The following is a 20513-nucleotide window of genomic DNA, read 5'->3' on the forward strand; positions in this document are numbered from 1 at the left end:
GACCGATGTTCCGGGCCCTTTCCTCAACGACGGTGCGCTGGCGCCCGCTCGAGGGGGAAGGGCTCGAACATCTGACGGTCAGACCTTTGGACACACCCGTCGGCGCGGCCATCCGCGCCGAAAGCGTTCTCATCGGCGAGCGCGGCGGCGTGCCCTACGGCGTGCGCTATCGCATCGACTGCGACGCCCTCTGGCGCGTCTTTTCCGTCCTTGTCGAAACCACGCAGGGACGGAGGCTCCATCTCCTGTCCGACGGACACGGCCATTGGCGCCGGGCCGACGGCACGGCACTGCCGGAGTTCGACGGCTGCATCGACGTCGATCTTGCCGGCACGCCCTTCACCAACACGCTGCCGATCAGGCGCCTCGGCCTCGACCGGCAATCCGGCACCGCCAGGCTCAAGATGCTCTACGTGCCGTTCGACAGCTTCGAACCCACGGTCGACGGCCAGCATTACACCTGCCTCGAAGACGGCAAGCTCTATCGCTACGAGGCGGAGGACCGCAGCTTCACCGCCGATCTCGCCGTCGACGAGGACGGCCTCGTCATCGACTACCCCACCCTTTTCCAGAGACTATCCGGAGACCATCTGATGACTTTCAAGACTCTCGACGACCTGACCGACATTGCCGGCAAGCGCGTGCTCGTACGCGTCGACCTCAACGTGCCGGTGAAGGACGGCCAGGTCACCGACACCACCCGCATCGAGCGCGTGGCGCCGACAATCCGCGAGCTCTCCGAAAAGGGTGCGAAGGTCATCCTGCTCGCCCATTTCGGTCGTCCGAAGGGTGAACCCGTCGAAGACATGTCGCTAAAGACGATCGCTCCGGCCGTCGAGGAGATCCTCGACCAGCGCGTCTATTTCGCCGCCGACTGCATCGGCGACAAGGCCGCCGGGGCGATTGCCGAGTTGAACGACGGCGACGTGCTGCTCCTCGAAAACACCCGCTTCCACAAGGGCGAGGAGAAGAACGACCCCGCCTTCGTCACGGCGCTCGCCGCCAACGGCGACCTCTATGTCAACGATGCGTTCTCGGCAGCCCACCGCGCCCACGCCTCGACCGAAGGCCTCGCGCACCATCTTCCCGCCTATGCCGGCCGTACCATGCAGGCCGAACTGGAAGCGCTGGAAAAAGGCCTCGGCAATCCGAAGCGCCCGGTCGTCGCGATCGTTGGCGGCGCCAAGGTCTCGACCAAGATCGACCTCCTGCAGAACCTCGTGAAGAAGGTCGACGCGCTCGTCATCGGCGGCGGCATGGCCAACACGTTCCTCGCCGCGCAGGGCATCGATGTCGGCAAGTCGCTTTGCGAGCACGACCTTGCGGAAACCGCGAGGTCGATCGTCGCGGCGGCGGACGCCGCCGGTTGCGCCATCGTGCTGCCGGAAGACGGCGTCGTCGCCCGTGAATTCAAGGCCGGCGCCGACAACGAGGTCGTCGACATCAAGGCGATCCCGGCCGACGCCATGGTGCTCGACGTCGGCCCGAAATCCGTCGCGGCCGTCAGCGACTGGATTTCGCGCGCCGAAACCCTCGTCTGGAACGGTCCGCTCGGCGCCTTCGAAATCGCGCCCTTCGACAGGGCGACCGTCGCCGTGGCTGAGCACGCGGCGAGCCGCACCCGGGCCGGCGCGCTCGTCTCCGTCGCCGGCGGCGGCGATACGGTCGCAGCACTCAACCATGCCGAGGTCGCCGACGACTTCAGCTATGTCTCGACCGCCGGCGGCGCCTTCCTCGAATGGATGGAAGGCAAGCCGCTGCCGGGCGTCGACATCCTCCGCCAGGCGAAGTGAGCGCGGCAGCAGCTATTGCCGCCCCCCCATCCGGCCTGCCGGCCCTTCTCCCCGCAGGCGGGGCGATGGGACTCGTGGCAACCTCCAGTCCCTTCTCCCCGCCAGAACGGGGAGAGGGTCAGGGTGAGGGGCAGCCTCTCGGATGGACCGCCAAAAAGTTCTAATTTTTCAAACGATTAAAATTATTTAAATCGTTTTAGGCGATTTTACTGCCATTTTCCCACACGGTATCTTCTGTTATCGCGCCTTTGTTCGGCGGCGCGAGAGGCGTCTTTCGCGCCTTCAGACCGAGCCTGTTTCATGCGCCGTTCCGCTGGAAATCGGCGCTTGTGTGTAGGAGAACAAGATGAGCGAAAGACTGGAAGATATCGCGGTTGCCATGGTCGCCAACGGCCGGGGGCTGCTTGCTGCTGACGAGTCGACCGGAACGATCAAGAAGCGCTTCGACAGCATCGGGCTCGAGTCCACCGAGGCGTCGCGCCGTGACTATCGCGAGATGCTGCTGCGCTCGGACGAGGCGATGCGCCAGTACATCTCCGGCGTCATCCTCTACGAAGAGACCCTTTTCCAGAAGGCGGCCGACGGCACCCCGCTCGTCGACATCATCCGCAAGGCGGGTTCGGTTCCCGGCATCAAGGTCGACACCGGCGCCAAACCGATGCCGTACTTCCCGAACGAGACGATCACCGAGGGCCTCGACGGGCTCGCCGCCCGCCTCGCCAAATATCATCAGGCCGGCGCGCGCTTCGCCAAATGGCGCGGCGTGATCGCCATCTCCGACGCCCTTCCGACCTGGGGCGCGATCAAGGCCAATGCCCATGCTCTGGCCCGCTATGCCGCCCTCTGCCAGGAAGCCGGGATCGTGCCGATCGTCGAGCCGGAAGTTCTGATGGACGGCGCTCCGGGCAACCACTCGATCGAACGCTCGGAAGAAGTCACCGAATGGGTGCTGCGCACCGTCTTCGAGGAACTCGGCGACGCGCGGGTGAAGCTCGAAGGCATGATCCTGAAGCCGAGCATGGTGATCGACGGCAAGAAGGCGCGCAAGGCCTCGGTCGACGAGGTCGCCGAGCGCACCGTCAAGGTGTTGCGGCGCACCGTTCCGGCCGCCGTGCCCGGCATCGCCTTCCTCTCCGGCGGCCAGTCGACGGAAGAGGCGACAGCCCATCTCTCGGCGATCAACAAGGCGCATGACCTGCCCTGGAAGGTCACCTTCTCCTACGGCCGGGCGCTGCAGCAGGAGGCGCTCAATGCCTGGAGCGGCAAGGCGGAAAACGTCGCCGCCGGTCAGCGCGCCTTCACCCATCGCGCCAAGATGTGCAGCCTCGCCGCCAAGGGTAGCTGGGAGAAGGCTCTCGAAAAGGCCGCTTGATCGGCGCAACGTTTACAGCGCCGCGCGTCCTGTCAGACGCGCAAATGTCGCTGTAACCCTTTGAAGTTACAGCGTCTTTCTCCTTCAAGCGAGGTCGATTTAAGGAGACATGCATAGGGGAGCGAGGAGAAGCCCGGCGTCAGCGATGTCGCCGGGCTTTGTATGCGCGGAACTATTGTCAGGGAGACAAGTTCGCTGTTTCCGCCGATCCGGCAAGCGCTCTAAAGCTGTCGTCGGTCGAAATCGGAGCATTTCCATGAACAGCGTCGCCTATGTCACCGTCGACGTCTTCACCACCGAGCGCTTCGCCGGCAACCAGCTCGCCGTCATTCCCGACGCTCGCGGCTTGAGCGACGCCAGGATGCAGGCGATCGCCACGGAATTCGGCTATTCGGAAGTGACCTTCGTCCTGCCGCCCGAGGACCCGGCCAATACGGCGCGGGTGCGCATTTTCACGCCGACGACCGAAATACCCTTTGCCGGCCATCCGAATGTCGGCACGGCCTTCGTGCTCGGCCGCCAACGGGAAATCTTCGGGAGGGGACCGGGCGACAGGCTCCGCTTCGAGGAAAAGGCCGGGCTGGTCGAGGTCGCCCTCATCCGCGAGAGCGGCACGGTGACGGGCGCGCGGATCGTCGCCCCGCAGGCGCTTCGCGTCGGGCCCGCCATCGACGCGACGACGATTGCCGCCTGTGCCTCGCTCAGCCCCGACGATCTCAGCGACGCGACCCACGCGCCGGTGCGCATTTCCGTCGGCCTTCCCTTCGCGGTCGCCGAGGTGCGTGACATTGCAACGCTATCGCGGGCGCGGCCGAACGTTTCGGCCTTCGATGCGGCAAACGCCCGCTGTCGGTTCGCCAAAGACAGTTTCAGCCTGTTCCTCTATGCCCGCACCGGCGAGCCGTGGCAGATCAGGGCGCGCATGTTCGCGCCGCTCGACAACGTCATCGAGGACCCGGCCACCGGCAGCGCTTCCGCGGCGCTTGGCGCCTATCTCGTCTCCCTCTTTGCCGATGCGGACGCCGAGGTCGAAATCGGCATCGAGCAGGGCGTGGAGATGGGGCGCCGCAGCCTGATCACGATCGGCGTCAGCAAGAGGGACGGCTCGGTCCGCGAGGTCGGCGTTTCGGGCAGTTGCGTGACGGCGATGCGCGGGTCGATCGAGATCTGACCGCGCGTCGCCGGCGGGACCGAAATCAACCCACCTGCGAATGTTCATCCGCGAGTGCGTCGAGGAGCGCGCGGAAGCGGGGATGGTCGCGAATCGCATCCAGGTCGGCATCCTGCTTGAACCACAGGAGATGGTAGGCAGAACTCTGCGGCACCACGGTCTCGAGCAGGTCCAGCGCGCGGTCGCATTCGCCGAGAAGCGAATGGACGCAGGCCGCATTATACTGCGCGACCACGTCGTCCGGATCGATCGCCAGCGCGCGCGCCACCCATTCCCTCGCGCGCTCGGCTTCGCCCAGATGCGCAAGCGCCAGCGCGCCGCGATGGGCGGGGCTCGCATTTTCCGGGTGCTGCTCGAGCGCGCGTTCGGCCCGCTCGATGCCGATGCGCGCCCAGTGCCGGCGTTCGGCGTCCATTCCGAGCGAGAAATAGCAGCCCATCAGGTGAATCGGCGAAAAATAGTCATCCGACCGGATCTCGGCCGCCCGCTCGAAGAATCCGACCGCTTCCTCGAACCGTCCCTCCGCAAACAGGAAGCGCCCATAGTACATGTTCGCCTCGTAGAGCGAGGGGGCGAGCGCCAGCGCCTGGCGGAACTCGCGGCCGGCCTCCTCCCTTTGCCCGTCATGAGTCAACGCCAGCCCGCGCGAGGCGTGGGCCTCGGCCAGATTCGGATCGAGAGCCAGGGCCCTGGCGCTCATCTCGAAAATGCTCTCCAGCGGAAACTCCTTCTCGTGCCACTCCCTGATCGCCGCCTCGCAATCGGCGATGCCGGCATAGGCGCGGGCATAGTTCGGATCGATCTCGACGGCCTTCAGGAACATACGGCGCGCAAGCAGCAGGTACGGCCGGGTCCAGGTATGCGAGAACTGCCGGCCGCGGAGATAATAGGTATAGGCCTCGACGGAGGTGGTCGGATCGCTCTCGATCGCCTTCTTCTCCTCCGGCAGGAGCTTGATCCTCAGCTGGTCGACGATGGCATGGGTGATCTCGTCCTGGATCGCGAAGATGTCCGTCAGGTCGCGATCGTAGCGATCGGCCCACAGGTGCAGGCCCGTCTGCGCATCGATGAGCTGGCCGGTAATGCGCACGCGCTCGCCTGCCTTGCGCACGCTGCCTTCCAGAATGAAGCGCACGCCGAGCTCATGGGCGGCCTGCTTCACCTTCACGGCCTTGCCCTTGTAGGTGAAAACGGTGTTGCGGGCGACGACGTGCAGGCGCGAAATCTTCGACAGATCGGTGATGATGTCCTCGGTGATGCCGTCGGAGAAATATTCCTGCTCCGGATCGAGGCTCATATTGGTGAACGGCAGGACGGCGATCGACAATTCATAGCCCGGCTCCACCATCGAGCCCGACGGTTCGGCCGCTTGCCGCGCCGAGGCATCGCCGAGCGACACGGTGTAGACGCGCACCGTCGAGGCAATGTTCTTCAGGCTGTATTCACCCTTGTCGATGAAGCCGATGTCCAGTCTCGAGCCGACATGGTCGCGCACCGAGGCGGAAACGGCAATGCCGGATGGATCGGCGAGCCCCTCGAGCCGCGCCGCCACGTTGACGCCGTCGCCAAAAATATCGTCGTCCTCGACGATCACGTCGCCGAGATGAATGCCCATCCTGAGTTCGATGCGCCTGCTTCGCGGCAGGCCTTCATTGCGCGCCAGCATGCCGCGCTGGATTGCGGCGGCGCAGGCGACCGCATTCACGACGCTCGGGAATTCGAGGAGCATGCTGTCGCCGGCTAGCTTGACGATGCGCCCCCTGTGTTCGCCGATCTGCGGCTCCAGGAACTCGCGGCGGTGCCGCTTCAGCGCCGCCAGCGTGCCGGCCTCGTCCGTCCCCATGAGACGGCTGTAGCCGACGATGTCGGCAGCGAGAATGGCGGTGAGGCGGCGTTCCAAGAGACCCTCGATTTTCATCTTGTGGCCGAGCACGGTAATTTAACCTTTTCCTGTCGACGTGTCTGCGGAGACTTGCGCGTCCTGGCCGCAAACTTAGCCCGGATTTGCCGGGCGCGCTGTTTCTCATGGAACCCGAGAGCGGGAAGAACGCGCGCGGATATGCCCCCCGTGTCTCACTGCCGGAGAGCGGCTTGGCGCCGGCGGCGGTCGCGGCGTCTGCGTAAGGAGGAGAGATGGTGTCGCAGTTCTGGCGCCGCTTTGTGCCGGGCCCGGCCCGTTATGGCCGCAAAAGCACCGTAACCATCATCAGGGCAATGGCGAAGACCGCTATTTTCCAGAAATCCCGGCGCTGCCTGAGGCCCGGATACCCGAGCGGCTTGATGAGTTGGACGCACATGGCCACGAGCAGGAGAACCGTTAGTGCCTTTGACATTCGCTCGTTTCCGCGAGAGTTCCGCTGCCCTGTGAGCGGCGCCATACCGCCGTCACTTTTCGTCGCATAGAGGGCTATTGTTTTCGCCGCCGATTTGCAATGACCGGCGGCATCGATTCCGTCGGCGCAGCGGTGATTCCCGCAAAGGCCTGCCGACGGCAGAGCGAGTTTCGAATGATGATGAGAAAGAACCTGCTTCCGGTCGCCGCGCTGCTGCTTGGCACACTGTTCCTCTTTCTTGGAAACGGTCTCCAGAGTCTGCTCCTGCCCGTCCGCGGCACGGCGGAGGGCTATCCGACCACCGTTCTCGGCCTGCTCGGCACCTCCTGGGCCTCCGGCTTCGTGCTCGGCTGCTTCTTCTCCCCGAATGTCGTCAAGCGCATAGGCCATGTGCGCGCCTTCAGCGTCTTCACCTCGCTGATCGCGATCATCTCGCTCCTCACCGGACTGCTGGTCGATCCGGTATGGTGGATCGTGCTGCGCGCCGTCACCGGTTTCGCGACGGCCGGCACCTCGATGATCATCGAGAGCTGGCTGAACGAGCGCGCCACCAATGAGAGCCGCGGGGTGATCTTCTCGCTCTACATCGCCATCACCCTTTTCGGCGTCGTCGGCGGCCAGATGATGATCCCCTTCGGCGAGACCTCGACGACTCTTTTCTTCATGGTCTGCGGCATTCTCTACTGCGTCGCGATGCTGCCGACGCTGCTTTCCAAGGCGGCATCGCCGCAACCGCTGAAACAGGTCCGGCTCGATCTGCGCGGCCTCTATCGCAATTCGCCGGTCTCCTTTCTCGGTATCCTGCTGGTCGGCATCGCCAATGGCGCCTTCGGCACGCTCGGCGCGGTCTTCGGCCGCCAGGCCGGCCTCAGCGACAGCACGGTCGCGACGATGATGAGCGTTGCGATTTTCTCGGGGGCGATCATGCAATTGCCGGCCGGCCGCATTTCGGACCGGGTCGATCGCCGCTACGTGCTCGCAGTGCTCGCCGGTGTCGGTGCCTTCGCCGGCCTCCTGCTCTTCCTCGTCGAGCCGAGCCAGGTGTGGATCGTGCTGACGCTGATCGCCGTCTACGGCGCCGCCGCCAACGCGCTCTACCCCATCGCCGTCTCCCACGCCAACGACTTCGCCACCCCCGAAGACTTCGTCAAGGTATCGGGCGGTCTCTTGCTGCTCTACGGCATCGGAACCATCATCGGCCCGACGATCGGCGGACCGGTGATGACCGCCACCGGCCCCTATGGCCTCTTCATGATTACGGCCTGCGCGCATATGCTGATCACGGCTTACGCGATCGTCCGCAGCCGTCGGCGCGCACCGGTGCCCGTCGCCGAGCGCGAAACCTTCTCGCCGGTCAATGCCGGCACCGCGACGACGCCCGAAAGCCTGCAGCTCTCGCCGCGCGCGGCGCCTTTCGATGAGCCGCGCGATGACGCCGTCGACGATCCTGAAGAGGAGGAGAGATCGAATGAGCCTGTTTGACGATGACCAGCCGAAGAAGAAGACCGCCCATGAGATCGGCAGCGATCTCTCGCAGCTCTCCGTTGACGAGCTCACGGCGCGGATCGCGCTGCTGACCGAGGAGATCGCAAGGCTCGAGGCCGAACGGGCCCGCAAATCGGCGAGCCGTTCGGCCGCCGAAAGCCTGTTCCGTTGACGAAAGGGCAAGGTCTTCCTGCGCCGGCACGGTCGCGTGCTTAACCGCCGGTTAAGCATTTTCTGCGATTGTCCGATCATCCGGTTCCTTCCGGACTCAGACATTTTCACCGACTGGCGAATGGGTCTGATTTTTCTCCCTGTTTTACCTTGAGAGCCGCTTCGCGCGGCTCTTTTTTTGTTTCACGGCCGGTAGAATCAAAGAATTGTGGAGATTAACCCTTTCTTAAGAATACCCTTGCGCGGAATGCGCTATGGGATCATTCTTCGACCATGAAGGGTGCCAAGGAAACTTTTCCCAAAGCAACCCGTTACCTGACTTGTCGTGATGCGTTGGAACCAGGGAAAACAGGCATGTCCGAGAGAGGATTGAATACCGTCAGTTTCGCGGGGCACGCCGCGTCGTCGGCGCAGTTCAAGGCGCTATATGCTGAAGGGATGGGCCTGGTCGAGGAAACGGCAAGCTATCTCGACGGTCCCGGACGCACCGCTTCCAAGGTGCTGCCGCGCATGGCCTCCGTGCTTTATGCCGCCGAGTCGATGCGCCTCACCACCCGGCTGATGCAGATGGCTTCCTGGCTCCTGCTCCAGCGTGCCGTCAACAATGGCGAAATGAGCCGCGAGCAGGTGCTGTCGGAAAAGAGCAAGGTTCGCCTCGACAGCTTCAACGTCGATCGCAGCGCGCCCGGCTGGAACGACCTCCCGGAGACGTTCCGCGACCTCATCGAGCGCTCCCTCAGGCTCCAGAACCGCGTCGCCCTGCTCGACCGCGAGATCTACCGGCCGCAGGAGGCGACGGCCTTCGTTCCGGACAACCAGAACGGCGTCAAGGCGCAGATCAAGCTGCTGCAGACCGCCTTCGGCGCCAACTGACGCGACAGACCTCCCGCCGCGACGTCTTGAGCCCGGCCCTGCGCCGGGCTTTTCGTTTCGCGCATGCGAAGCCGAGTGCGGATCGTATCGCTCCATTCTCTTCTCTTTTAACGAGCGAACAGGAGTGCTTGTGCGCGGATCCTCGGGTCAAGCCAGGACAAGCCTCGTCAAGCCCGAGGATGACGGCAGGAGAAATTGGCCGCTGACGCGCGGGGCGAGCGATACAGGATTGACCATCCCTGCCGGTGTCATTCCTCCGCTCCGACCACCAAAGGCGTCATCCTCGGCCTTTACCGGGCGTGGACCCGAATCCACGCACCAGTCGCGGGAGCTCGAAGTCGAGACCCCGCCAAGCGGAACCTGCCCCTGATCGAACACCCAACAAAAAAGCCCGGCAATGCCGGGCTTTAAAACAGTCCAAAAAAGGGGACGGCGATCAGAGGCCGAGGCCTTCGAAGCGCTTCTTGAACTTGGAAACGCGGCCGCCGCGGTCTACGAGCTGCTGGTTGCCGCCGGTCCAGGCCGGGTGCGACTTCGGATCGATTTCCAGGTTCATCGTCGCACCTTCCGTACCCCAGGTCGAGCGGGTTTCGTATTCGGTGCCGTCGGTCATGACCACCTTGATCATGTGGTAGTCGGGATGGATGTCTGCCTTCATAACAATCTTCCTAGAGTTCCAGGGTCCAATTGTCGCAAGGCATTGCGACTTTGGGACCGAACACGTAAATGAAGCCGCAGACCGCTATGGCCGCGGCTTCCCAATTCGATGCCGTGCCCTATACATGAAGGTCTGCGGGATAACAAGTGCCGCGCGGAAGACTTATCACCAAGGCCTCCGTGGGCGACTGGGGGGCACGTGCCGAGACAAGAGAACCAACCGCCAGCGCGCAGGTCCGTGCGCCCGCTCGCAACCGTGCTGCCCTATCTTGCGCGGTACCGCCGCCTGGTCGTCGGCGCCTCGATTTCGCTGACGATCGCCGCCGTCACCACCCTGACGCTGCCGATGGCCGTGCGACGGATGATCGACAACGGCTTCTCCAATTCCGACTCCGGCTTCATCAACACCTATTTTTCCATGCTGATGGTGCTGGCGATCGTGCTCGCCCTCGCCAGCGCCGCCCGCTACTATTTCGTCATCTCGCTCGGCGAGCGCATCGTCGCCGATCTTCGGCGCGACGTTTTCCAGCGCGTCATGCGGCTCTCCGCTTCCTTCTTCGACGTCAACCAGTCGGGCGAGATCGTTTCGCGGCTGACCGCCGACACGACGCAGATCAAGTCGGCCGTCGGCGCGACCGCCTCGGTGGCCCTGCGCAACCTCATCCTCTGTCTCGGCGCGATCGGCATGATGGTCTATACGAGCCCGAAGCTGTCGAGCCTCGTCATTGCAGCGATCCCGCTGATCGTCTTCCCGCTCGTCGGTTTCGGCCGTTCGGTGCGCCGGCGCGCCCGGGCGGCTCAGGACAGGCTCGCCGCCGCGTCAGCCTATGCCGGCGAGGCGATCGCCGCCACGCGTACGGTGCAGGCCTTCAACGGTGAAGAGAGTGCCGAAGGCCGCTTCGGTGCGGCCGTGGAGGAGGCCTACCACGCCGCCCGTGCGGCCACCATGGCGCGCTCGGTGCTCACCGCCTTCGCGATCACCATGGTCTTCGGCAGCGTCGTCGCCGTGCTCTGGTTCGGCGCGCGCGACGTGCTCGCAGGCACGCTTTCCGCCGGCACGCTCAGCCAGTTCCTGCTCTATTCCGTCTTTGCCGCCGGCAGCCTCGGCGCGCTCTCGGAGGTCTGGGGCGAGCTCTCGCAGGCGGCCGGCGCCGCCGAGCGCCTGAAGGAGCTTCTGACCGAGGTCCCGCAAATCCGCTCGCCCGAACGGCCGGTCCCCATGCCCGTGCCGGCAAGGGGCGCGATCGACTTCGCCGACGTTCACTTCGCCTATCCCGCCCGCCCGGATTACAAGAGCCTCAAGGGCCTGAGTTTCTCGGTGCGGCCAGGGGAGACGGTTGCCATCGTCGGCCCCTCCGGCGCCGGCAAGAGCACCGTCTTCTCGATGCTGCTGCGCTACTACGATCCGACCGGCGGCACCGTCCTCGTCGATGGAACGGACATCCGCGCCGTCGATCCGAAGGAGCTGCGCGAGCGGATCGCGATCGTGCCGCAGGACGTAACGATCTTCGCCGCCTCGATCCACGACAACATCGCCTTCGGTGCGCCGGAGGCAAGCCGCGAGGCGGTGCGGGCCGCCGCCGCCGCGGCACAGGCCGACGAGTTCATCGCCAGGCTCGACCGGGGCTATGACACGCTCGTCGGCGAGCGCGGTGTGACGCTCTCCGGCGGCCAGCGCCAGCGGATCGCGATTGCGCGGGCGATCCTGAAAGATGCGCCGATCCTTCTGCTCGACGAGGCGACGTCGGCCCTCGACGCCGAAAGCGAGACGCTGGTGCAGACCGCTCTCGACCGGCTGATGCGCGAACGCACCACGCTCGTCATCGCCCACCGGCTCGCGACGGTGCTCAAGGCCGACCGCATCCTCGTCATGGATCACGGCCGCATCGTCGAGGAAGGCACCCACGCGTCGCTGATCGGCCAGGGCGGCCTTTACGCGAAGCTCGCAAGGCTTCAGTTCGACCATGGGGCGGAAGGACTGTTCGTCGCCTCCGGGAGTTGATGCGTGTCGCCCAACATGCATGAAAACAGGAACCGGAAGCGCGTCGCATCATTATTTCATCGCGACGCGCTTTAGACTTTCGTTCAACCCCGGCGCTTGATCTTCCGGCACGCCATTGCCACGCGTCAGCCCGGCCCTATTCTAAGGGAGCCGGCCGTCGGCCCGCACCTTTTACGATTGGGAGGATTTTCCGCATGGCATTCCTGAGCTTGACCCGCCGCGCCGCCATCGCCTTCGGGGTCGCCGCTTTTTCCGCACTGACCATCGGCGCGCCGGCAAAGGCGCAAGACTTTCCGGACCGGACGATAACGCTCGTCGTTCCCTTCGCCGCCGGCGGCTCGACCGACGTCGTCGCCCGGATCATCGCGCAGAAGATGTCCGAGGATCTCGGCCAGCAGGTGATCGTCCAGAACGTCGCCGGCGCCGGCGGCAACCTCGGAGCGGCCAATGTCGCGCGCGCCGACCCGGACGGCTACACGATCCTCATGGCGACGGTCGCGACCCATGCGTTGAACCCGCTGATCCTGAAGACCAAGCCCTACGATCCCGAAAAGGACTTCGCGCCGGTCTCGCTGCTCGTCATCGTTCCGAACGTGCTGGTCGTCAATCCGGAACTGCCGGTCAAGAACGTCGAGGAACTGCTGGCGCTCCTGAAGGCGGAGCCGGAAAAATACGCCTATGCCTCGTCGGGCAACGGCACGCCGCTCCATCTTTCCGGCGAACTCTTCAAGAAGATGGCCGGGGTCGAGATGCAGCACATCCCCTACAAGGGGTCCGGCCCGGCGCTGAACGACGTCATCGGCAACCAGGTGCCGATCATGTTCGACAACCTGCCCTCCTCGTCGGGACACATCAAGGCCGGTACCCTGCGCGCGCTCGCCGTGACGACCGCGGAACGCGCGCCGTCCTTCCCCGATGTGCCGACCATCGCCGAATCCGGCATTCCCGGTTACGAGACCTACACCTGGAACGCGCTCTTCGCCCCAGCGAACACGCCGCAGCCGGTGATCGCCCGCCTCAACGAGGCGGCAAGGAAGGCGCTCGCCGACCCGGCGGTGCAAAAACGCATGGAGGAGTTCAGCGCCAAGATCGTCGGCTCGACGCCCGAGGAGCTTGCCGCCCACGTCAAGGCGGAGCTCGCCAAATGGACGCCGGTAGTGCGCGACGCCAACGTGCAGATGGATTGACGAGAGACCGCGATTGCCCTCATCCGCCTGCCGGCACCTTCTCCCCGCAAGCGGGGCAAAGGGGACCCGCAGCGCTCCCATCTCCAGTAACCTCTCCCCGTCAAAACGGGGAGAGGGTTAGGGTGAGGGGCGATCCACGGCACAACCTCGGCGATTCCGACAATCAGACCTCCCCGGCGGCGCCGCGTCCGGCGGCGCGGCCGGAGAAGATGCAGCCGCCGAGGAAGGTTCCTTCGAGCGCGTTGTAGCCGTGCATGCCGCCCCCGCCGAAGCCGGCGACCTCGCCCGCGGCGTAGAGGCCCGGCACCGGTTCGCCGGAAAGCTCCAGCACCTGGCCGGAGAGATTGGTCTGCAGCCCTCCGAGCGTCTTGCGCGTGAGAATATGCAGGCGCACCGCGATCAAGGGGCCGGCCTTCGGATCGAGGAGGCGATGCGGTCTCGCGGTCCGCAGCAGCCGGTCGCCGCGATAGGCGCGCGCACCGCGAATGGCCGTGACTTGAGCGTCCTTGGAGAAGGGGTTGTCGATCTCGCGGTCGCGCGCCTCGATCTGCTCCTTGAGGTGCCGGGCCGAAAGCCGGTTCTCGCCCGTCAGCCTGTTCATCCCCTCGACGAGCTCTTCCAGCCGGTCGCGGACGACGAAATCCTCGCCCTTCTCGATGAAGGCCTGGACCGGGCCCGGCGGATTTTTTCCGAGCCGCCTCAGGAGAAGCGCGATGCTCTTGCCGGTGAGATCCGGGTTCTGTTCCGACCCCGACAGCGCGAACTCCTTCTTGGCGATCGCGCGCGTCAGGATGAACCAGCTGTAGTCGTGGCCGCTGCGGCGGATCGCCTCGAGCGTCGCAAGCGTATCGAAACCCGGCATCGCCGGCACCGGGAAACGGTTGCCGTCGGCATCGCACCAGAAGGACGAGGGACCAGGCAGAATGCGAATGCCGTGATCCGGCCAGATCGGGTCGAAATTCTTCAGGCCCTCGGTGTAATGCCACATGCGATCGGCATTGATGACGGAACCGCGCGCCCTGCTCGCGATCTCGAGCATCCGGCCGTCGACATGATGCGGCACGCCGCTGAGCATCGCGGCCGGCGGCTGGCCGAGGCGCTTGCGCGGCCAGTTGCGGCGCACAAGTTCGTGACTGCCGCCGATGCCGCCGGAACTGACGATGACCGCGCCGGCCGAAATCTCGAAATCGCCGACCACGTCGCGTGAGCTCTGCTCGCCGCGCAGGACCGGGTCGGTCTTGAGGATTGCCCCGCGCGCGCCGGTCACGGCACCGTCGGTGGTCACGAGCTCATCGACCCGATGGCGGAAGCGGAAGCGAACGAGGCCGCGGCTTTCCGCTTGCCGCGCCAGCCGGACGAAGGGTTCGAGCACCGCGGGACCGGTGCCCCAGGTGACGTGGAAGCGGGGAACGGAGTTGCCATGGCCATGGGCGAGCCCGCCGCCGCGCTCCGCCCAGCCGACGACCGGAAACCAGCGCAGGCCCAGCGAATGCAGCCAGCGCCGCTTCTCGCCCGCCGCGAAGTCGAGATAGGCCTCGGCCCAAAGCCGCGGCCAATGGTCTTCCGGCCGGTCGAATTGCGACGCCCCCATCCAGTCCTGCCACGCCAGGTCCCGGCTGTCGCGGATGCCCATGCGCCGCTGCTCGGGACTGTCGACGAAGAAGAGGCCGCCGAGCGACCAGAAGGCCTGGCCGCCGAGGCATTGCTCCCCCTCCTGATCGACAAGGATCACCTTGCGCCCAAGCGCGGCCGCCTCGGATGCCGCCACGAGCCCGGCCAGGCCCGCACCGATGACCAGCACATCGCAATCCATGAAAAGCGCCCCCCCCCTCGTGTCTCCCCGACCGCAACTGTTACGCATACGTCAAGGTCAACTCAAGGGCGGGGGGGGGCTCGCGGCCCGTAAGGCGGCAGTTCATGCGCCGCGCTTCAATCCGCTGCACAGTTTTCGGCGAGATGCCTTTATTTCTCGGTGAGCTTGAGCTCGATGCGGCGGTTCTGCGCGCGCGCCTCCGGGCTGTCTCCGGGCGCGATCGGCTGATATTCGCCGAAGCCGGCGGCGACTAGGCGGTCGGCGGGAACGCCCTTCGAGATCAGGAACTTGACGACCGAGGTCGCGCGGGCCGACGAGAGCTCCCAGTTATCGGCGAACCGGCCAATACGGGAGAACTGCACATTGTCCGTGTGACCGTCGACACGCAGCACCCAGTTGATCTCCGCCGGGATTTCCTTCGCGAGGTCGAGAAGCGCCGTGGCGAGCTTCGCCATTTCCGCCTGGCCCTCCGGGTTCAGGTCGCTGCTGCCCGAGGGGAAGAGGACTTCCGACTGGAAGACGAAGCGGTCGCCGACGATGCGGATATTTTCCCGATCGGAGAGGATTTCCCGCAGCCGCCCGAAGAAATCCGAACGATAGCGGTTAAGCTCCTGGACGCGTTGCGCCAGCGCCACGTTCAGCCGGCGGCCGAGGTCGGCGATCTTGGCCTGCGAGGCCTGGTCCTTCGCCTCGGAGGCCTGCAGCGCTCCTTCGATGGCGGCGATCTGGCTGCGCAGCGCCGCGATCTGCTGGTTCAGGAGCTCGATCTGGCTCATGGCGCGGGCGCTGACCTGCCGTTCGCTCTCCAGCTCCGAGCCGAGCCGGCCGATCCTCTCGCTGGCGGCCTCCTCGCTGCCGGCGCCCTTCTCGAGCAGTGCCTGCAGCCGCGACCGCTCGCCCTCCGACTGGGCGAGCGAGGCCTGCAGGTTGGCGAGCGAATCCTCGAGATCCTGCTTGCCGCTCTTTTCGAGCGCCAGGAGCTGGGTGAGTTCGTTGATCTGGCTGTTCAGCCGGTTCAAAACCTCGTCCTTGCCGCTGATCTCGCGTCCGAGCAGGAACTGCGCCGTGACGAAGACGCTGAGCAGGAACATGATCGCCATGAGCAGGGTCGAGAGCGCGTCGACGAAGCCCGGCCAGTAGTTGATCGTCCGCGGTTCGCGGCCTCTTCGGGCGAGCGCCATGGATCAGTCACCCCCGCTCTCTTCGACGCGGCTGAGCTTTGCCTGCGTGATCGCCTTGTCGGGCTGGACGCTGATGCGGTCCGCCTGCCCGATGCGCGCGGTCAGGCGGTCGAGCGTCTTGCGCATCGACTTCGCCTCCTCCTGCTGCGCCTCGATCCAGTCGCGCAGCATCTGCTGCTCGCCGCGCATGTTCTTGACGAGGCCCTGGATGCCCTCGGCGAGGCTCGCCATGGCCGCGGTCGTGCGCTGGTTTGCGCCGCCGTCATGTGCAAGCCGCGCGAGCTGGTCGGTGAGCCGCCGCAACTCCTCCGCCGGCGCGCCGTCGACCGTTTCGATCGACGGCGAAAGACCGGAGCCGACATCGGTCACCGACGAGAGCCAGTTCTCGAGCTCGGTATAGAAACGGTTCTGGGCGCGACCGGCCTGGAGATCGAGGAAGCCGAGGATCAGCGATCCGGAAAGGCCGAACAGCGACGCGGAGAAGGCCGTACCCATGCCGGTCAGCGGCGCCGAGAGGCCGCCCTTCAAGGAGGCCAGCAGATCCTCCGTGCTGCCGCTTCCGGCGTCGAGCGACTGGATGACGGTGTTGATCGAGCCGATCGTGCCGAGCAGGCCCCAGAAGGTGCCGAGCAGGCCGAGGAAGACGAGGAGCCCTGCGAGGTAGCGGGTGATGTCGCGCTGCTCGTCGAGGCGCGTGGCGATCGAATCGAGGATGGAGCGGAGCGCGGTCGTCGAGATCGTCGTGTGGCGGCCGCCGATCAGCGCCCGCATCGGCGCGAGCAGCACCGGATCGCGCCCGACCTTGTCGGCGCTGCCGGCGGCACGGAACGAGTTGAACCAGCGGACCTCGGGCCTCAGGCTGAGGACGTGGTTGAACGCGAGCAGGATGCCGATCAGCAGCACGCCAAGGATCAGCCCGTTGAGACCGGGATTGCCGGCAAAGGCCTCGCGTGCCTGCCGGAAGAGGATCGCAGCGACGAAACCGACGATGATCAGGAAGAGCACCATCGTCCAGAAATAGGGCATTGGGCTCGAAAGCTTGTGAGGATTGTAGTTCTCCTCAGCACCTTCGTGATCCCGCCACCCGGACAGATTCAGTTTCGCCATTGCTTTGCCAGTCTCCCGGTTTTGCGGCCGTTCCGCGCCTGCTCGGGCGAGTCGAGACGGGCGGCCGCAACGCTCTGAATTGCCCCATCATTCTTGAATCGACGGCGATTGGCGGAATGATGCCGCGATTGGCCGGAAAGCCATCACATTGGCCCGGAGCCTAGTGGAAGTTTGCGCCAAATTGAAGGGAAAACAAAAGCCTCCGCGCACATAGGGCGCCGAGCGCGGGCATGGCGCGTCCGGTGACGCGGGCATCTGCTCGCCTGAAACACGAGAGGCGCCAGGCGGAGACCGCCGGGCGCCCCTCTCGCCGTCGAGCATGTTCGCTGGATCAGCGCGCCGGAACCGGCCGGTGGATGACCTCGACGAGCGCCTTGGCCATATATTCGTTGCCGCAGACGACCGAGCCGTCTTCGAGCGGCTTGCTGCCGCCATCGGCGTCCATCACCCAGCCGCCGGCCTCGCGGATGAGGAGAATGCCGGCGGCGATATCCCAGGCGGACAGGTCACGCTCCCAGAAACCGTCGAAGCGCCCGGCGGCGACATAGGCAAGGTCGAGCGCGGCCGCGCCGAAGCGGCGGATGCCGGCGGTCTCGCCCATGACGTGGCGCAGCTCGATCAGGTATTTGCCGTGGTTGCCGCGGCCGAGGTGCGGCGTGCCGGTGGCGATGACGGCATCGGAGAGCGCCCTGCGTGCGCCGACCCGGAGGCGGCGATCGTTCAGGAAGGCGCCGCCGCCGCGCTCGGCGGTGTAGAGCTCGTCCGTCGCCGGATTGAAGACGACCCCGCCGACGATTTCGCCCTGGCGCTCCAGTGCGATCGAGACGGCGAAATGCGGAATGCCGTGCAGGAAATTGGTCGTGCCGTCGAGCGGATCGACGATCCAGCGATGGGCGCCGTCGGTTCCCTTGATCTCCTCGCCCTCCTCGCCGAGAAAACCATAGGTGGGACGGGCCTTCAGGAGTTCCTCGCGGATGATGCGCTCGGCCTTGCGGTCCGCCTGGGAGACATAGTCGCCCGGCCCCTTCAGCGAGACCTGCAGGTTCTGGACTTCGCCGAAATCGCGCGCCAGCGATTTGCCGGCCTTGAAGGCGGCCTGGACCATGACATTGAGAAGGGCAGAACGGGCCATGTGGGCAATCCTTTCGCGAAGACCGGCCGAGCCACTCTCGACCGGGCATGGAACCTGTCTGACGGTCGATGCGCCGGCGACCGCGCCATGCGCCAGCCGGATCTGCGGAACCGTCGTCAAAAAACCGAGTGAAACGTCACTCCGCCCGCGGCGGCGATCGATCGGAAGGCCGCGGACAAAACCGCGGTTTCAAGACCATAAAAACCCCGGCAGTTCAAGCGAGGAAATCCGAATTATGGCATTGCACCTTTCAGGACCAGGAATTGTCTGTTCGGCCTCCTTGCCGCGATTGGCGTGGTGGCGAGGTGCGGCGCGCATGTGCATGCCAAAGGGAGGGTACTCAACGTTGCGGATGGCTGCTGCTCGGCTTCGTCACATAGCGGATGAGGCGTTTCTCAAAAAATTGAAGATAATCAAATGTAAAACTATCTTCTTCCGGCGTATTTTTCCGGACTTCTTCAACCGATTCGCCATCGCGCAGCCTTCGAGCAATAGATAATGCTCTCACTCCGCGCTTCAGCTCCGGCTCTCTCCAAAACTCCGATTCTGTTGCTCCCTCCCCCTTCTCCACCAGCAGGGAAAAAGTGCCAAATCTGTCATCGGTTGTGAAGACAGCCCAATTGATTGTTGCTGCTCTAACGTTGATATCTAAATCGAAGAACCCGTGTGCCAGCGCCTGGGCAATTCTATCATCATAGAGACCTGAAGCCGTTATGTAGCCCACGAGAGTCCTCCGGCAATAAGAGTGAGGATCACTGGCAAGCTTTACCGCGGTATCTATTATGCCCTCGCCCGGGGGAAGCGCTTCTCCGAGGTAGTAGGCACCCCGAAGCCGCTCCTCGCTTGTTTCCGAGTCCAGAAGACTTACGAGAAACTTCAAATCAATGCCTTGCCGCCACCTCTTGAACAAGCATTGCTCGGCCTCATAGATAAGACCGCCCTCACTACCCGCCTCATCTTTTATCATCTGAAGCAGATCGGCAGTGGGATGTGCAGCTATCTCGCCTGTCATTTTTCTTACCAGGTCATTTCTTTAGCTTTTGATTGCTTTAAACGTGTTGAGAGCGCGCGCCGGCCCGCTGTGACGGCCGGCTCAGGAGGAGCGGAACTTGTTCGCCGCCGCGAGCGCGGACTTCTGCTGCGTGTCGTTGAGGCCGAGATAGAAGTCTTCGAGCGCGTCGTCCTTGAGCCCCGCCCGGCGCGACAGAACGTACCATTTCGCCGCCTCAACCGGATCCGGGCGCGTGCCGATCGCATTGATATAGAGGTGCGACAGCCGGTTCTGCGCCACGACATTGCCGCCTTCCGCCGCCCGCTTCATCCAGGCGAACCCCGCCTCGAGATTGCGCTCGCCGGCGATCCCCTCGATCAGCCAGATCGCCATGTCGAGCTGCGCCGTGTCGTAGCCGGCGCGCGCGGCTCTCACCAGCCATTCGCGCGCACGGGCGCGTTTGCTTTCCTCGATGCCGTCGACATTGAGGTAGATCTGCGAGAGTGCGTATTGCGCGTCGGCAATGCCCTGTTCGGCGGATTTTTCGTAATAGGGCATCGCCGCCTTCAGCCCCTTTTCCCCCGGCATGTCGGCAACCAGCGTCTGGCCGTAGTTGAACTGGGCCGAAGCGTTGCCGAGATCGGCGGCCTTCTTCATCAGCTCGTCGGCCTTCTTCCGGTCGCGTTTCGCATAGCGCCCTTCCATCAGGATCAGCGCATATTTGAACATGGCCGCCGGGTCGCCGTTCTGCGCTGCCTGGCCATACCAGAAAGCCGCCGCCTTGGCGTCGCGCGCGACACCGAGGCCCTGCTCGAGGATCGAGGCGACGAGCGTCTGCGCCGCCGGGTCGCCGAGTTGGGCACGCGGCAAGGCGAGATCCATCGCCGTCAGATAGTAGCCCCGCTGAAAGGCGCCGTAGGCTTCGTCGATCTTGCCGGTGAACGGCTTCTCGGGAGGCAGGGCCGGCAGCTCGGCGCCCATCCGGTCGATCACGTTGACGCCCTTCGACGGCGTGCTGCCGTCGCCGGTCTTCGGCTTTGCCGGCGCCGCGTCCGGCTTTCCCTTGTCCGCCCCCTCCGGCAGCGCTGCGCCGTTATGCGGCGTGATCCGCCCGCGCTTCGGAACGCTGCCCTCGTCGGCCGGGGCAGCGGATGCCGGCTCGGTGGCACGCGCCGGCAAAGCGGCGAGGACAATCGCCACGGCAAGGGCTGCGGCCCGGCTGGATTTCAGGAAAAGGCGGCTCAT

17 protein-coding genes and 1 pseudogene are annotated in these 20513 nt (G+C 65.0%); 9 read left to right on the forward strand and 9 right to left on the reverse strand.

The genetic code is table 11. From position 1 onward, the window contains the following. Positions 1-5: 5 nt before the first annotated feature. From ATB98_RS29945 to ATB98_RS07480, 4 genes and pseudogenes are all read left to right on the forward strand, one after another. A pseudogene (locus ATB98_RS29945) lies at positions 6-563 on the forward strand (putative glycolipid-binding domain-containing protein); the annotation flags it as partial. A 30-nt stretch (positions 564-593) separates the two neighbouring features. Next, the gene (locus ATB98_RS28830) at positions 594-1793 is read left to right on the forward strand and encodes a phosphoglycerate kinase (RefSeq protein ID WP_066871469.1); all 1200 of its coding nucleotides are present in this window, start codon (positions 594-596) and stop codon (positions 1791-1793) included. Between the two features lie 346 nt (positions 1794-2139). Continuing rightward, on the forward strand, positions 2140-3165 hold the full coding sequence (locus ATB98_RS07475; RefSeq protein ID WP_066871324.1) for a class I fructose-bisphosphate aldolase: 1026 nt from the start codon (positions 2140-2142) through the stop codon (positions 3163-3165). 256 nt (positions 3166-3421) lie between these two features. Continuing rightward, a complete protein-coding gene (locus ATB98_RS07480) occupies positions 3422-4336 on the forward strand; it encodes a PhzF family phenazine biosynthesis protein (RefSeq protein WP_066871327.1) in 915 nt (304 codons plus the stop codon). Between the two features lie 25 nt (positions 4337-4361). Here the strand turns inward: ATB98_RS07480 and ATB98_RS07485 are convergent, their stop codons facing one another. Further along, positions 4362-6269: a TPR end-of-group domain-containing protein gene (locus ATB98_RS07485; RefSeq protein ID WP_157111027.1), complete on the reverse strand. Its 1908-nt coding sequence runs from the start codon at positions 6267-6269 to the stop codon at positions 4362-4364. 244 nt (positions 6270-6513) lie between these two features. After that, entirely contained in the window at positions 6514-6669 is a 156-nt protein-coding gene (locus ATB98_RS28835) for a hypothetical protein (RefSeq protein ID WP_153435747.1), read from the reverse strand. Between the two features lie 180 nt (positions 6670-6849). Here ATB98_RS28835 and ATB98_RS07490 point away from each other — a divergent pair, with 180 nt between their 5' ends. The 3 genes from ATB98_RS07490 to rcdA all read left to right on the forward strand — a co-directional run bounded on the left by ATB98_RS07490 (position 6850) and on the right by rcdA (position 9198). After that, positions 6850-8151 (forward strand): MFS transporter, encoded by a 1302-nt coding sequence (locus ATB98_RS07490; protein ID WP_066871475.1) that lies wholly within the window; start codon positions 6850-6852, stop codon positions 8149-8151. Then, positions 8138-8326 carry a DUF1192 domain-containing protein gene (locus ATB98_RS07495; RefSeq protein WP_066871329.1) on the forward strand — a complete coding sequence of 63 codons (189 nt, stop codon included), beginning with the start codon at positions 8138-8140 and terminating at the stop codon, positions 8324-8326. Before ATB98_RS07490 ends, ATB98_RS07495 begins: the two co-directional genes overlap by 14 nt. Before the next feature lie 353 nt (positions 8327-8679). Continuing rightward, entirely contained in the window at positions 8680-9198 is a 519-nt protein-coding gene (gene rcdA / locus ATB98_RS07500) for a protease adaptor protein RcdA (RefSeq protein ID WP_066871332.1), read from the forward strand. A gap of 436 nt (positions 9199-9634) precedes the next feature. On the opposite strand, the gene rpmE is transcribed toward rcdA, so the two are convergent. Beyond that, positions 9635-9856 (reverse strand): 50S ribosomal protein L31, encoded by a 222-nt coding sequence (gene rpmE, locus ATB98_RS07505; RefSeq protein WP_066871335.1) that lies wholly within the window; start codon positions 9854-9856, stop codon positions 9635-9637. A gap of 198 nt (positions 9857-10054) precedes the next feature. On the opposite strand from rpmE, the gene ATB98_RS07510 reads away from it, so the two are divergent. Together ATB98_RS07510 and ATB98_RS07515 are read left to right on the forward strand one after the other, a co-directional pair. After that, positions 10055-11857: an ABC transporter transmembrane domain-containing protein gene (locus ATB98_RS07510; protein WP_066871338.1), complete on the forward strand. Its 1803-nt coding sequence runs from the start codon at positions 10055-10057 to the stop codon at positions 11855-11857. Between the two features lie 194 nt (positions 11858-12051). Then, positions 12052-13044, forward strand: coding sequence for a Bug family tripartite tricarboxylate transporter substrate binding protein (locus ATB98_RS07515; RefSeq protein WP_066871341.1), 993 nt, complete (start codon positions 12052-12054; stop codon positions 13042-13044). A gap of 163 nt (positions 13045-13207) precedes the next feature. Here ATB98_RS07515 and ATB98_RS07520 read toward each other — a convergent pair whose 3' ends face one another. The 6 genes from ATB98_RS07520 to ATB98_RS07545 form a co-directional block, all read right to left on the reverse strand. Then, on the reverse strand, positions 13208-14857 hold the full coding sequence (locus ATB98_RS07520) for an FAD-binding dehydrogenase (RefSeq protein ID WP_066871344.1): 1650 nt from the start codon (positions 14855-14857) through the stop codon (positions 13208-13210). Between the two features lie 149 nt (positions 14858-15006). Beyond that, a complete protein-coding gene (locus tag ATB98_RS07525) occupies positions 15007-16038 on the reverse strand; it encodes a peptidoglycan -binding protein (protein ID WP_066871346.1) in 1032 nt (343 codons plus the stop codon). A gap of 3 nt (positions 16039-16041) precedes the next feature. Beyond that, positions 16042-17145, reverse strand: a complete 1104-nt coding sequence (locus tag ATB98_RS07530) for a MotA/TolQ/ExbB proton channel family protein (RefSeq protein ID WP_066871349.1) — start codon at positions 17143-17145, stop codon at positions 16042-16044. Between the two features lie 331 nt (positions 17146-17476). Next, entirely contained in the window at positions 17477-18277 is an 801-nt protein-coding gene (locus tag ATB98_RS07535; protein ID WP_066871478.1) for an inositol monophosphatase family protein, read from the reverse strand. Between the two features lie 340 nt (positions 18278-18617). After that, positions 18618-19289, reverse strand: a complete 672-nt coding sequence (locus tag ATB98_RS07540; RefSeq protein WP_066871353.1) for a hypothetical protein — start codon at positions 19287-19289, stop codon at positions 18618-18620. Positions 19290-19370: 81 nt separating this feature from the next. Continuing rightward, a complete protein-coding gene (locus ATB98_RS07545; protein ID WP_066871356.1) occupies positions 19371-20513 on the reverse strand; it encodes a tetratricopeptide repeat protein in 1143 nt (380 codons plus the stop codon).

It is taken from the genome of Sinorhizobium saheli (genome assembly GCF_001651875.1).
Taxonomy (GTDB): domain Bacteria; phylum Pseudomonadota; class Alphaproteobacteria; order Rhizobiales; family Rhizobiaceae; genus Sinorhizobium; species Sinorhizobium saheli.